The 13,786-nt window shown below is 46.6% G+C and carries 12 protein-coding genes and 1 other RNA gene; 4 read left to right on the forward strand and 9 right to left on the reverse strand.

Annotated features, from left to right (window positions below):
- Positions 1 to 9: 9 nt before the first annotated feature.
- The 9 genes from murD to rsmI form a co-directional block, all read right to left on the reverse strand.
- A complete protein-coding gene (murD, locus tag F0229_RS04375) occupies positions 10 to 1,326 on the reverse strand; it encodes a UDP-N-acetylmuramoyl-L-alanine--D-glutamate ligase (protein WP_065584710.1) in 1,317 nt (438 codons plus the stop codon).
- A 57-nt stretch (positions 1,327 to 1,383) separates the two neighbouring features.
- Positions 1,384 to 2,466, reverse strand: coding sequence for a phospho-N-acetylmuramoyl-pentapeptide-transferase (mraY, locus tag F0229_RS04380; RefSeq protein WP_017059284.1), 1,083 nt, complete (start codon positions 2,464 to 2,466; stop codon positions 1,384 to 1,386).
- Positions 2,463 to 3,836 (reverse strand): UDP-N-acetylmuramoyl-tripeptide--D-alanyl-D-alanine ligase, encoded by a 1,374-nt coding sequence (gene murF / locus F0229_RS04385; protein ID WP_171732326.1) that lies wholly within the window; start codon positions 3,834 to 3,836, stop codon positions 2,463 to 2,465. Before murF ends, mraY begins: the two co-directional genes overlap by 4 nt.
- Positions 3,836 to 5,320 (reverse strand): UDP-N-acetylmuramoyl-L-alanyl-D-glutamate--2,6-diaminopimelate ligase, encoded by a 1,485-nt coding sequence (gene murE, locus F0229_RS04390; RefSeq protein WP_171732327.1) that lies wholly within the window; start codon positions 5,318 to 5,320, stop codon positions 3,836 to 3,838. The genes murF and murE overlap by 1 nt, the downstream gene beginning before the upstream one ends.
- 18 nt (positions 5,321 to 5,338) lie before the next feature.
- Complete coding sequence (locus tag F0229_RS04395) at positions 5,339 to 7,096, reverse strand: penicillin-binding transpeptidase domain-containing protein (RefSeq protein ID WP_171732328.1); 1,758 nt, start codon at positions 7,094 to 7,096, stop codon at positions 5,339 to 5,341.
- Positions 7,093 to 7,410 carry a cell division protein FtsL gene (gene ftsL / locus F0229_RS04400; protein ID WP_019824585.1) on the reverse strand — a complete coding sequence of 106 codons (318 nt, stop codon included), beginning with the start codon at positions 7,408 to 7,410 and terminating at the stop codon, positions 7,093 to 7,095. Before ftsL ends, F0229_RS04395 begins: the two co-directional genes overlap by 4 nt.
- A gap of 3 nt (positions 7,411 to 7,413) precedes the next feature.
- Entirely contained in the window at positions 7,414 to 8,364 is a 951-nt protein-coding gene (gene rsmH / locus F0229_RS04405; protein WP_017062902.1) for a 16S rRNA (cytosine(1402)-N(4))-methyltransferase RsmH, read from the reverse strand.
- A gap of 228 nt (positions 8,365 to 8,592) precedes the next feature.
- Positions 8,593 to 9,032, reverse strand: an RNA gene (rnpB, locus tag F0229_RS04410) — RNase P RNA component class A.
- Between the two features lie 176 nt (positions 9,033 to 9,208).
- Entirely contained in the window at positions 9,209 to 10,075 is an 867-nt protein-coding gene (gene rsmI, locus F0229_RS04415; protein WP_171732329.1) for a 16S rRNA (cytidine(1402)-2'-O)-methyltransferase, read from the reverse strand.
- 61 nt (positions 10,076 to 10,136) lie between these two features.
- Between rsmI and F0229_RS04420 the strand changes: the two genes are divergently transcribed.
- Genes F0229_RS04420 through F0229_RS04435 form a run of 4 tightly spaced genes read left to right on the forward strand, consistent with a single transcriptional unit; the run spans position 10,137 to position 13,554 of the window.
- A complete protein-coding gene (locus F0229_RS04420; protein ID WP_171732330.1) occupies positions 10,137 to 11,954 on the forward strand; it encodes a penicillin-binding protein activator in 1,818 nt (605 codons plus the stop codon).
- Positions 11,941 to 12,339, forward strand: a complete 399-nt coding sequence (locus F0229_RS04425) for a YraN family protein (protein ID WP_017059277.1) — start codon at positions 11,941 to 11,943, stop codon at positions 12,337 to 12,339. Before F0229_RS04420 ends, F0229_RS04425 begins: the two co-directional genes overlap by 14 nt.
- 2 nt (positions 12,340 to 12,341) lie before the next feature.
- The gene (locus F0229_RS04430) at positions 12,342 to 12,932 is read left to right on the forward strand and encodes a phosphoheptose isomerase (RefSeq protein ID WP_004729817.1); all 591 of its coding nucleotides are present in this window, start codon (positions 12,342 to 12,344) and stop codon (positions 12,930 to 12,932) included.
- A gap of 16 nt (positions 12,933 to 12,948) precedes the next feature.
- The gene (locus F0229_RS04435) at positions 12,949 to 13,554 is read left to right on the forward strand and encodes a BON domain-containing protein (RefSeq protein ID WP_017062905.1); all 606 of its coding nucleotides are present in this window, start codon (positions 12,949 to 12,951) and stop codon (positions 13,552 to 13,554) included.
- Positions 13,555 to 13,786: the final 232 nt, after the last annotated feature.

Consider the following 13,786-nt stretch of genomic DNA (forward strand, 5'->3'; position numbering starts at 1 on the left):
TTCAACACGTTAAGCATACTCATGAGCAAGCTCAGTGAACGCATCACCTCTTGCCATGAAATTATTAAATTGATCGAAGCTTGCGCACGCCGGAGACAGCATCACCATATCTCCAGCCACCAGCTGTGGCGAGATAGATTCGATTATCTGCTGCATGGTATCGAACTTTTGTGCCGATGGGTGCAGAGGCATGAATTGATCTGCATCTTCACCGAAACAACACAGCTGAACACGCTCAAGTTGCGCCAATACTGGTTCAAGCTCACTAAAGTCAGCACCTTTACCAACGCCGCCAACCAAAAGATATAACGTACCTTGATACTCCAACCCAGACAGGGCTGCCAATGTGCTGGCTACATTCGTTGCTTTGGAGTCATTAACCCATTTGATTTCGCGCTTGTCAGCCACGACTTGGCAACGATGCGTCAAACCGTTATAGGCCTTCAAAGCATCAAGACTTTTGCTGTAGTCGATACCAACTTGCTTCAATAGTGCAAGTGAGACTAACGCATTCGCCACATTGTGACGTCCAACCAATGTTAAATCTTGGGTAGCAAGGACAGGTTTACCGTGATCGACCAACCACTCAGTACTATCAATCGTTGATACACCAAACTCTTGGTTATCTAGGCCAAAAGTCAACAATGGCATTGTCTGGTCAGGGTAAGTCTCTTTGTCTTCACGATTAACAGTCGCACACTGCGCGTTATTAAAGATTCTTAACTTGGCCTCACGGTAATCAGCCATGCCTTGATAGCGATCCATATGATCTTCAGACAGATTTAAGAATGCCGCAGCGGCAAGTTTTAAATTCGATGTAGTTTCTAACTGAAAACTTGAAAGTTCAAGGACATATAAATCCGCATCAAGTTCTAGAAGGTCTAGGGCAGGAATGCCAATATTGCCGCCAACGCCAACATTAAGCCCAGCAGCCTTAGCAAGCACACCAGTCAGATCAGTCACGGTACTCTTACCGTTTGAACCAGTAATCGCCACAACAGGCTTATCTACAGCCCAACCAAACAGCTCGATGTCGCCAACGACAGGCGTACCCGCTTGAAGCACATCTTGAATTTCAGGTGTCGCTAAAGCAATGCCTGGGTTAGCAACCACCAGATCAGCCTCAGCTAGCCATTGGCTATTCCAGCTTCCAGAATGCAGCTCAACCGACTCAGGCAAAGATTCCTTTCCTGGTGGTAGCTCTCGCGTATCAATTACCTTTACGCAAGTATGGGGCTGATATTTTACGAGATGTTTAACGACAGAGAGCCCGGTAATACCGAGCCCCACAACCACTACATTTTGAATATTTTGCCAACGTTCCATTTAAACAAGATGCTCTTAATAGTTTTAAAGAGCCTCTAATCTGAGGCTCACATAGGATTAACGAACTTTCAGTGTCGCTAGGCCAACCAGTACTAATACCATTGAGATTATCCAAAAACGCACGATAACACGCGGCTCTGGCCAACCTTTAAGTTCATAGTGGTGGTGAATCGGTGCCATGCGGAAAATACGCTGACCACGCAATTTGTAAGAGCCCACCTGCAGAATCACTGACAGAGTCTCCATTACAAACACACCACCCATGATCACTAGTACCAACTCTTGACGAACGAGTACCGCAATCACACCTAACGCACCACCCAGTGCTAGAGAGCCAACATCGCCCATGAATACTTGTGCTGGGTAAGTGTTAAACCATAGGAAGCCAAGGCCTGCACCAACGATAGCAGTACATACCACCACCAGTTCAGAGGTGTATGGGATGTATGGAATGTGTAGGTATGCTGCAAAGTTAACGTTACCTGTCGCCCAAGCGATAACAGCAAAACCCGCAGCAACCATAACCGTTGGCATAATCGCCAAGCCATCTAGGCCATCAGTTAGGTTTACCGCGTTACTAGTACCCACAATAACAAAGTAAGTCAGCACGATGTACAGCAGGCCAAGTTGTGGCATCACATCTTTAAAGAAAGGCACCACTAATTGTGTCGCAGCAGTGTCTTGCCCATGAGCATACAGAGCAAACGCCACAACCAATGCAATAGCCGATTGCCAGAAGTACTTCCAACGCGCAATCAAGCCATCAGTGTTCTTACGAACGACTTTACGATAATCATCAACAAAACCAACTGCACCGTAACCGCCTAGCACGACAAGTACGGCCCAAACGTAAGGGTTTGATAAGTCAGCCCAAAGTAAGACCGTAATGATGATCGCAGCAAGGATCATCACACCACCCATGGTTGGTGTACCACGCTTACTGAAGTGAGATTCTGGGCCGTCATTACGAACAACTTGGCCAATTTGCAGCATTTGCAGACGCTCAATTAAACGAGGTCCCATCCACAGCGACAGACATAAAGCCGTCAAAATGCTCGCGATTGCACGAAACGATAAGTATTCGAACAAACGGAAAAAAGAAAAGTGTGGCTGTAGTAGCTCTGCAAGCCAAATTATCATGAAAAGTTCTCCTTTAAAGCAGCGGCTATTTTACTCATTCCTGCACTATTGGCGCCTTTTACCAACAAGGTATGTGGCGCGTTTTCTGGCAAGCTCAAGTGCTGCTCTATGTGCGCGATCATCGCTTCATGCGTTGCAAAGTGAGTGCCGTTACACACTTCACTAATCACCTTGGTATCATCACCGTAAGTGAGTACATGCTCAAAAGCGAATGGGGCAGCATATTCACCGACTTGACGGTGAAGTGCAAGGCTTTCATCGCCTAACTCAGCCATATTGCCTAAAATCAACCAACGTTGACCTTTGAAGCTCGATAGCAATTTAGCTGCCGCCTTCATTGCAGGCACGCTGGCGTTATAACTGTCATCTATCAGCTTGATATTCTGACTTAATTGTTGAACCTCAACTCGTCCTTTGACTGAGATAAGATTCGCTAAACCATTTTTTATTTCATCGAGCGTTGCGCCAAACTGAATGCTCAGTGCTACTGCGGCTAATGCGTTGGCTACATTGTGCTGACCAATAATGCCAAGTTCGACATCGATAGCGCCTTGCGGGGTCTGCATATCAAAGCAAGCTTCACCCTGCTCGTTGATGCGAATATTCGTCGAAAAGTAATCCGCCGTGTCATCACTTTCAGAAAAGGTCAGTACGTTTTTGTCTGCAAGCACATCTTTCCAGAAGTCACCACCATTGCTCTCTAGGTTAACAATAGCAGTATCACCAGCAGCAAGCCCCTGAAAAATTTCGCCTTTCGCTTGTTTAACACCATCAATTGAGCCAAAGCCCTCTAGATGCGCGGCAGCAACGTTATTCACTAAGGCCACCTGTGGTTTCACAAGCTGCGTGGTATAGGCAATTTCACCAATGTGGTTCGCGCCCAGTTCTATCACGGCATAGTCGTCATTGGGTTCACTGCGCAGCAAGGTTAGTGGTACTCCAATATCATTATTGAAGTTACCCGCTGTAAACAGCACTTTGCCACGTTGTTGTAGAATACTCGCGACCATCTCTTTGACGGTCGTTTTGCCACAGCTTCCTGTTATCGCCATGGTTGGCACGTTACATTGTTTGTGGATCCAAGCACTTAGCTGACCTAAAGCAAGTTTAGTGTCTTCAACAACAACTTGAGTAATATTTAGGTCAAGTTTTCGTTGAACTAATAACGCACTCGCATTGGCCTCAACAGCCTGACCACAAAAATCATGCGCATCAAAACGTTCACCTACAAGAGCAACAAACAGTGCACCTTCTTCAACGGTGCGAGTATCGGTAGAAACCGCATTGATCAAACTATTGCTCGATTTGCCAGCCTCTATCAGCTGACCGTACACCGCTGAGCAGATCTGCTCGAGTGATACATCAATCATTATGAAATACCTAAAAGTTGTAGTGCTGACTCTCGATCCGAATAGTGGATCGTTTTGTCTTTCAATACTTGGTAATCCTCATGGCCTTTACCTGCCAGAAGAATAATGTCGTTATTACCCGCCTGCTCTAGAGCAAACTTAACCGCCTGAAAGCGATCGTGTTCAACAAAGGCGACTTCAGGCTCACTTAAACCTGCCAGCATGTCTTTAACAATCAATGCCGGGTCTTCACTGCGAGGGTTGTCATCTGAAATAATAATGTTATCGGCGAACTGCTCTGCGGTAACCGCCATCATAGGGCGCTTGCCTGTATCTCGATCACCACCGCAGCCAAAGATTGCCCATAGCTTTCCAGAGCAATGTACACGTAGTGCTGCCAATGCTTTCTCTAATGCGTCAGGTGTATGCGCGTAGTCGACAACCACTTTCGCTTTGTTTGGTACTTGGAACAATTCCATACGGCCAATCACAGGTTGCAATTGAGGTGCTGTGTCGATCAAGGTTTGCTTGTCGATGCCTAGTACAAGTAGGGTCGCGAAAGCAACCAATACATTTGATGCGTTGAACTGGCCAATTAAAGGAACAGACAGTTGTCCCTGCCCCCAGCTACCATCAAAAGCGAGTTTGATACCCGTCTCTGCATAAGCAACATCCGATGCCCATACTGACTGCTGGTAGCCCGATAACGGAAGCAATGACACAGCTACTGCATTGGACAGATCAGCCATCCAAGCTTTACCGACTTCATCATCAACATTAATCACAGCGTGCTTACACTTATGCTGAGTAAACAAGCTCTTCTTAGCCAGAGCGTACTCTTGCATCGTGCCGTGGTAATCCAAGTGGTCACGGCTCAAGTTAGTAAATACACCAGCCTCAAAATCCAATGCCTTAACTCGGCCTTGAACCAAACCATGAGAAGATATTTCCATAGCTGTGTAAGCCGCGTTTTCTTCCGCTAACTCACTCAGTGTGCGTTGTATTTCAATCGCACTGCCGGTGGTATTCGCCGCGGTTTTTAGACTATCTAAAAAGCCATTACCCGTGGTGCCCATTACCGCAGAGCGTTGACCAACAAGATCAAGCCATTGAACTATCAATTGGGTGATGGTGGTTTTGCCATTGGTGCCGGTAACACCAATCAGCTTAGTCGCCTGAGACGAGTAAACACGACCGGCCAACTCAGATAACACCAAGTTAAGGTCTTTAATGTAAACAACCGGAACAGCATCCAACCACTCAATCAGACCATGGGCCTTTTCAGCATCAGCTTGTGCGATAACGGCATTGGCTCCCTGTGAGACCGCTTTGTCAATGAAACGACGGCCATCAACAGCATGCCCAACTACAGCAACAAAAATATCGCCGTCTTTGATGGCACGACTATCCAACTCCAACTGTTCAACGGCAATCGCATCCAGCTCAGGTGAACTAAAGTCACCCCAAGGGGAAAGTAAAGATGACAGCGTGAGGCTATTACTCATATTGAATCCTGATTGGCTCTATTCTTGAAACTTGTTTTCATCAGCAGGGACATTCAGTATTTGCAATGCACCCTTCATGATTTCAGAAAAAACGGGGGCAGCAACTGAACCGCCATAGTAAAGGTCACCTTGAGGCTCATTGACCACAACAACCAGCGCGACTCTTGGGTCACTAACCGGGGCAAAACCTGCAGTAATCGCAATGTATTCGTCGCTGTATCCGCCAGCTTCAGCCTTACGAGAAGTACCCGTTTTTGCTGCAACTCGGTAACCAGGAACGGCCGCTCTTGTTGCTGTGCCGCCTTTTTGAGTCACCCCTTCGAGCATATTCAAAACCAGTTCAGCGTTCTCGCGCTTGATGATCTGCTTAGAAAAGTCTTGGTCGTTACTCTTAATAATATGAATCGGTTCATACATGCCTTTGTTGGCTAGCGTCGCATACGCATGGGCCAACTGCATCGGTGTAACAGACAAACCGTAACCGAATGATAGTGTTGCAATTTCAAACTTAGACCAGCGACGACGATTCGGGAAAATACCGCTCGTTTCACCGATTAAGTTCAGCCCAGACATTTCGCCCAGACCAACAGAACTGTACATCCCTAGCAGAGCTTCTAAAGGCATGTTAAGTGCCAACTTCGCCACACCGATGTTACTCGACTTCTTGAGGATCAGCGCTAAATCAGCCTTACCGACTTTAGACGAGTCTCGCACACGACTGCCACCGATCTGCATGATGCCGTTGCCAGTATCAATAACGATATCTGGATCAGCTGTACCGTTCTCTAGCGCTGCTAAAACCACAAAAGGTTTCACGGTAGAACCGGGCTCCATCGCATCGGTAAGTACGCGGTTACGCATCTTAAAGCTTTGTAAGTCAGCACGATTGTTCGGGTTATAAGAAGGCGCATTAACCATCGCCAACACAGCGCCGGTTTTTACATCCAACAAAATCGCTGAGCCAGAAGTCGCCTTATGATCGGCCACCGCCTGTTTAATCGCTCGGTAGGCGATCGCTTGTAATCGTTGATCGATCGTTAGCTCGAGTGGTTTGCCTTCTTCACGCTCTTCTAAAGCAATGTTTTCAACAACACGTCCGTAGCGGTCTTTACGAATCGTTCGCTTACCGGCCTCGCCTGTGAGCCATTTGTCATAGCTGCGCTCAACGCCTTCTAGGCCGTGTCCATCAATGCCGGTAACACCGATAAGGTGCGCACTGACTTCGCCTGCAGGGTAGTAACGTCGAGATTCCGCTTTCAGGCCAACACCCACCAGCTTAAGCTCACGGATATACTTAGCCATTGCAGGGCTAACTTGTCTTTGCAGGTAAATAAATCGACGGGATTTGTTGCTAGAGATCTTGTCGATCATCGATCGTCGCTCTAAGCCAAGTACATCGGCTAACGCGTACCAACGATCAATTTGGGCCATGCCGTTTTTATCGAAAATCGTTTTAGGATCGGCCCATACCGCTTCAACTGGAACACTCACAGCAAGCGGCTCGCCATTGCGGTCTGAAATAATACCGCGAGCAGAAGGAATGGCCTTAACACGTACTGAGCGAAGGTCGCCCTGACGAATTAAGTTATCTGGTTCAATAATTTGGATGTAAGCCACACGACCAACCAGCGCAGCAAAGGCAAGAAACACGAAAGCAATAACGACGTTGAAACGCCATTTAATAAGAATTGGACCCGAATCCTTTTCGCTCTTCACTCGCTCTTTCGTTGGTTTCTTAACGGCTTTTGCGGGTGCTTTTTCCTTTTTACCGGTCATTTCAGTGTGATCACAACTTCTTTTTCAGAGTCTGGACGTTTCATGTCTAGCTCTCTTTTTGCCGATGCTTGAACGCGACTATGTTCAGCCAGAGCCGTCTCTTCAAGCATTAAATTTCGCCACTCATCATCAAGCTGTTCTCGCTCCACCAACGCCGTGTCTTTTTGCGTGATCGCCTGACGTGACATATGTGTCGTAAGAACGACCCCCATCGCACTCGCGAAGATACAGATAAGAAGCATCAATGGGACCTTGCCCACGGAGATCAAATCAAAAAATATTATCTTGGCTAAGTTCGGTTTGGAGGTCTTCATTGACTATAGCTTTTCTGCGATTCGTAATACTGAGCTACGCGAACGAGTATTCTCATCCACTTCATCTTTAGAAGGCTTGATCGCTTTACCAACAGGCTTAAGATCAGCACTGCCTAGCGCTTTGATCTGCTCTTCTGTTAGTGGCAGGCCATGTGGTACTTGCGGACCTTGGCTCTCTTTACGGATAAAGCGCTTCACCATGCGGTCTTCAAGAGAGTGAAAGCTAATAACAGACAAACGGCCTTGAGGAGCAAGAATGCTTGCTGCGCCTTTCAGGGCTGTATCGATCTCTTCAAGTTCACTGTTGATGTAGATACGGAAGGCTTGGAAAGCACGTGTTGCTGGGTGCTTTTTCTCTTTGAAGCTTTTTGGAGCTACATCCGAGATAAGCTTAGCCAACTGACCGGTACGCGTTAGTGGTTCGTTCTCTTCATTCTCTTGATAAGCAATGATGCCTTTCGCGATACGACGAGCGTGTTTGTCTTCACCGAACTCACGAATAACCCATGTGATGTCATCAAGATCGGCTTCAACTAACCACTGAGAGACAGGAATACCGGTTGTTGGGTCCATACGCATATCAAGCGGACCGTCTTTCATGAAGCTAAAGCCACGCTCAGCGTCATCTAGCTGTGGTGAAGAAACACCTAGATCCAGTAACACACCATCCACTTGACCGACTAAGTCATAACGCTCTGCATATTCAGCCATACCTGAGAACGGGCCGTGAATAATCGTAAAACGAGGGTCATCAATCTTTTGCGCTTCTGCAATCGCTTGTGGATCGCGGTCAATACTAAAGAGTCGTCCATTCTCGCCCAGTTTAGACAGGATTGTACGGCTGTGACCACCACGGCCAAAAGTACCATCGATGTAGGTACCGTCAGGTTTGATCGCAAGTCCGTCAATAGATTCGTTAAGCAATACTGAAATATGTTTGAATGCTTCTGTCATAGTCTTCTCAGTGAGTGGATTGAGCCATTAGTTCGGCAATAATTTGTTCTATTAACGTTTTAGTGTACTGATTTCACGCCGTATCTCCACCATATTGTGTATAGGCTTTGGGAATTTTTGACCCAAGCTCATATCAGGGTGAAGGATTCTAAGGAAATCTAAATAAATTACGTCAATATAAAGCAAAAAACCCATCACTACCGTTAAGTAATGATGGGTTCTTTATATAGGTGGAGTTGACACATACGCCGGGTTCTGTTCCGCTTGCGCGGCGGTAACCATTCGTCTAGGCCTGCAATCGCTCACAGGCTCAAGCAATCTACCCGCCCCCATACGCGAGCAACGCAATGTGAGGGCCTATTTGATCTTGCTCCGGGTGGAGTTTACCTTGCTACGAACTGTTGCCAGCCGCACGGTGCGCTCTTACCGCACCCTTTCAGCCTTACCTGTGCCCCTTCCGAAGAAATGAGGCCATCGGCGGTCTTCTCTCTGCTGCACTTGTCGTGGGCTCGCGCCCCCCAGACGTTATCTGGCACCCTGCTCTATGGAGCCCGGACGTTCCTCCCCTCTACCAGTCTCCCGAAGGACTTCAACGTCAGTTTCCCGAAGGACCTCAACGTCAGTCTCCCGAAGGACATCAGCAAAGCAGCGATTACCCGTTCAACTCCGAGGGCGAATTGTATAGAGATTAGGGTGCAGTGTCTAGCGAGATCACAAATATGGTGCAAACCTCTAAGCAACTGCGTGAATTTTACACAATTCAGACAAAAAAAGAGGAATAACGGCAATACCATCACTCCTCACAAGCTTTTCAATACAGGTTAGCTACTCTATAAAGAGGTTTCTAGTGGTCTAGATGCTCAAGGCCCCACTTGTACAGCGCGTTCTTTTTCAGGTTGTAGATTTCAGCTGTCATTGCCGCCGCTTTTTTAAGAGGTAACTCTTTAGTTAGGATACCCAGAGTACGAGTCGCTTCGTCTGGCAGTTCTGTGCTCGCTTCTTCACGATGACCATGAATCAGTAACACCATCTCACCGCGCTTACGGTTCGAATCTTCTTCAATCCACTCAATCAACTCACCCAGTGGCAATCCTTGAATTGTTTCGAATGTCTTAGTCAGCTCACGTGCCAAGACAACTTCACGGTCTGGGCCTAAGATCTCAAGCATATCTTGTAGAGAATCTGAGATTCGATGTGGTGATTCGTAGAAGATACACGTGCGCTCTGCTTTCGCGATCTCTAGGAACTTATCTTTACGACCTTTGCTCTTTGGCGGCAAAAAGCCTTCAAAGCTGAAACGATCAGACGGTAAACCAGACGCACTCAATGCCGTAATCACTGCACAAGCACCAGGAAGTGGCACAACTCTCACACCCGCTTGACGACATTGTGAGACAAGATGGTAACCTGGGTCACTAATTAAAGGAGTACCCGCATCAGAGACTAATGCGATAGACTGACCTTCTAATAACCTTTCGACTAGAACTTGTGCTTTAGTTTGTTCATTATGATCATGTAAAGCGAACGTTCTGGTTGATATATTGAAGTGAGCAAGCAGCTTACCCGTGTGGCGTGTGTCTTCGGCTGCAATAACATCGACACTTGATAAAATTTCAATTGCTCTTTGAGTGATATCTCCCAAATTTCCGATTGGGGTTGGCACAATGTAGAGAGTTGGGCTCTCTGTGAGCAAGGTTTTGTTATCTGTCATTTGTTTACCATCACTTCAACGATTAATATAGATACAAATTTATACGGAATTTAAAGAACTCATGGCAACGATGAACCATAAGAGACTCAGTGTACCACGCTTACTAACTCCAATTGCATTAGCAATTACATTGGCGGCTTGTTCTTCAGGTCCTCAAGCACCAACGAGCGTTGATATTACACTAGATCCAGCGCAATCAACTGAAAGTTACATGATGCAGGCGGATAGTAGCAAAGGAAGTCTACAAAACGACTGGTTAATCATGGCGCTTAAGGCTTCTGTGCAAGTTGGAAAAACCGATCAAGCAACTCTGCTGATTAAACGCTTAGCAAAACAAGAGCTGAGCGAAACGCAACAAGCGGAATGGCAATTAGCGCGCGCTCAGCTGCTGGTGAATAACTCACAGCCAGATCAAGCTTATAGCCAACTAAACTTCCAGCCTTGGTGGAAGCTTCCGAACGAGCAGTGGAAAGATTATCACGAGCTACGCGCGAACATCTCAGAGATGAAGAGTGAGTATTTTGAAGCAAGCCGTGAGTTAGTGCTCTATTCAGAGTACCTAGAGGCTGACGACGAGCTTCAACAGCAAACTGCCGACCGTATTTGGCAAAACCTGAATAGCTACTCTCAATACGAGATTCTAGAACTGAAAACATCACCGACAGAAGATGTGCTTTCAGGTTGGTTACAACTGGCAATCTACATGAAGACGCTGAACTCAAATCTTCCAAACCTGCAGGAAACCTTATCGGATTGGTTAGCCGAGAATCCTCAGCACCCAGCTGCTACTTACACACCTCAGGCGATCACCGACATCTTGGCGCTAGAGATCAGCAAGCCAACCAGCACTGCACTGTTGCTGCCGCTAACGGGTAAATACGGTAAGCAAGCACAACTGGTACGTGATGGCTTCATCTTTGCGATGATGAACGACAAAGAACGCGAAGAAGATGCAACGCTGACAGTAATGGATACCAACGTGCAAAGTGCTGCTGAGATTAAAGCGATACTGGAAGAGAACAACGTTGATTTCATTGTGGGTCCGCTGATCAAGAGCAACATTACTAAGCTTCAGCAAGCGCAGAAAAACCACGAGAATTCGATTCCAGCTTTAGCTCTGAACATTCCAACGCAACTAGAACCTGATACCAATATTTGCTATCTCGCTCTATCGCCTGAACAAGAAGTTGCTCAGGCAGCGAAACACCTATTTGCTCAAGGCTACAAGTATCCGCTTATCCTTGCGCCAAGAGGACGTTTAGGTGAGCGTGTTGAGCAAGCGTTTAAAGAAGAGTGGAAAAAATACAGCAGCAACGATGTGGCTATCAGCTTGTTCTCTGACAAACGCCAACTGCAACGTAATGTGAATCAGGTATTTGGCTTGCAAGAGAGCCAACAACGTATCGCTCAAATGGATGGGTTACTGAACCTAGACCTAGAAACCGAGCCACGCAGCCGTCGTGATATCGATTCTGTCTACATTGTGGCTAAGAACTCAGAGCTAACGCTAATCAAACCCTTCATTGAAGTTGCAATTAACCCAGATGCGAGCCAACCCGCTCTGTTCTCAAACTCACGCAGCAACAGCGGTGATAAGCAGTATGAAGACCTAACCGGCGTGTTCTACAGCGACATCCCACTATTGGTTGAGAACAAAAACGAGCTTAATAAAGAGCTAAACGACCTATGGCCTGCACACTCAAACGGCCAAAAGCGTCTGCAAGCACTGGGAATGGATGCATACTACCTAATGGATGCACTGCCACAGATGAAAGCCGTACAGGGTTACAGCATTCCAGGTGAAACGGGTGTGCTAACCATCGATAACAACTGTGTGGTTCAACGTGAAATCAGCTGGGCAGAGCATGGGGCTTTTTAGCCGAAAGTTCCTATCCAAACCAACCATCACCCACAAACAAGTGGGTGATAAATACGAGGCCGTGGCAAAATCTTATCTGATTAACCACGGTTTATCGTTAATAGAAGAAAACTTCATAGCAAAATGTGGCGAGATTGATCTTATAATGCGCCATAACAATACGGTTGTGTTTGCTGAGGTAAAATACCGCAAGCAAACCCGCTACGGACATGCCGCTGAAATGGTGACTGCCAAGAAGTCACAGAAACTGCTCAAAACAGCCAATGTTTGGCTTATGCAGCAAGGCTTGTCGGTGCACTCTACAGATTTCAGGTTTGATATTGTTGCCATTGAAGGGCCGAATGACACTATCGACTGGATTCAAAACGCGATTACCCAAGGATAAACATGCTAGACAGCATTAAAGAAAGTTTCACAGAAAGTATTCAAATCCAAATTGCGGCTGCAGAAGCTCTGCCTGACGCAATCACGCATGCCGCTCAAGCAATGGTTGCGACCTTGCTTAACGGAAACAAAATTCTTTGTTGTGGTAATGGTGGTTCGGCGTCGAATGCTCAGCAATTTGTATCGTGCCTACTCAACCGGTTTGAAACAGAGCGCCCTAGCCTTCCAGCAATGGCACTCACAGCAGACAACACCACGCTAACGGCTGTGGCTAACGACTACCACTATGAAGAGATCTTCTCTAAGCAGGTGCGTGCATTCGGTCAAACTGGCGATATTCTGTTGGCTATCTCGACTAGCGGTAACAGCAAGAACATCATCAAGGCAATGGAAGCGGCGGTAACTCGCGACATGACCATCATCGCCTTTACCGGTAAAGATGGTGGTGAGATGGCAGGTTTGCTTGGTGAACACGATGTAGAGATTCGTATCCCGTCACACCGTACAGCGCGCATTCATGAAGTACACATGGTGACACTGCACTGCCTATGTGACCTAATCGATCAAGTACTCTTCCCTGCCCACGAAGAGTGATATACGGAGCATCACAATGAAATCATTAACCTCTATGAGGCTGTTTAAGCTGATTAATGTTTCGCTACTTACACTGTCTCTGTCTGGTTGTGCTGGCATTTTCATTGCTGGTGCTGCAACTACTGCAAACCTAGTCACAGATACGCGAACAACCAAAGAGATTTGGAACGACAACAACATCGAATTTGAAGTTGCAGCGATTACCAATAAACAACCATTCCGTGGCAATGTACGTGTCACCGCAAGCTCATACCGAGGTTCAGTGGTGTTGATGGGGCAAGCAACCACAGATTCAGAACGTCGCGCTTTTGAAAACCAAGCCAAAGAAGTGGCTGGCGTTGAGAGCATCCACAATCAAGTTCGAGTGAAAGAACCTTTGTCTGTAAGTGCTATCAGTAAAGACAGCTGGATTACCACTAAGGTGAAATCAGCTCTGCTTGCGAATGCTGAGCTTAACGGCATCAAAGTAAAAGTGATTACTGAGGATTCAGAAGTATTCCTACTTGGACTCGTGACTAGAGAGCATGCCGATATCGCGACAGAAGTTGCGCGTAACATATCTGGCGTAAAACAGGTTATTCGAGCGTTTGAATACGGTGAAGAAGAGACGGCTGTTAACTAGCCGTAAGCCAGTCAACTAAATGCGATATAGCAGAAAAGAAAAAGCAGCGACGAGTCGCTGCTTTTTTATTTGGTTCGTTATCTAATACCAATCGTAATAAATAATATATCATTCTAGCTTGTTAAAAATTTCGATAACTGCGTTAGAATTTTTGATTGTAGAATAACTACTTATCAAAAAATTCCACCTTGCTCTCAAGCTTTTTTCCTGCGCTATTTCTGATCACTTACTT

Source organism: Vibrio sp. AIC-3, assembly GCF_013114515.1.
GTDB lineage: Bacteria > Pseudomonadota > Gammaproteobacteria > Enterobacterales > Vibrionaceae > Vibrio > Vibrio crassostreae_C.